This is a genomic window from Alkalihalophilus lindianensis (assembly GCF_032843265.1).
GTDB lineage: Bacteria > Bacillota > Bacilli > Bacillales > Bacillaceae_D > Alkalihalophilus > Alkalihalophilus lindianensis.
In genome coordinates this window covers 1-276 of the sequence record NZ_JAWJBA010000259.1, presented here as the reverse complement: position 1 = coordinate 276, position 276 = coordinate 1, and the positions used below count along the sequence as shown (strand labels likewise).

The following is a 276-nucleotide window of genomic DNA, read 5'->3' as shown; positions in this document are numbered from 1 at the left end:
TGACCAAATTACCAAAATTTGTGAACGTAGAAGGAATTTTGTCCATTAAAAAAGAAATTATAGTAGTATATTTCATTTTTAGGGGGGAGACTTCATGAGACAAAACCGCCCATACCAATCCCCGTATGCCGCGATGTTGTGGTCACTCGTGCTGCCTGGTTTTGGGCAATTATACAATAAGGATTACGTGATTGGCTTCGTATTGTTAGTATTGGAATTTCTAGTCAATTTAAAATCGGACCTAAATATTACGTTACTCTACTCGTTTATGGGAAA

1 protein-coding gene is annotated in these 276 nt (G+C 37.0%); it reads left to right on the top strand.

All coding sequences use genetic code 11. From position 1 onward, the window contains the following. Nucleotides 1-94: 94 nt before the first annotated feature. Nucleotides 95-276 (top strand): DUF5683 domain-containing protein (locus tag RYX56_RS22175; protein WP_317124094.1); only part of this gene is annotated, 182 nt, incomplete at its 3' end.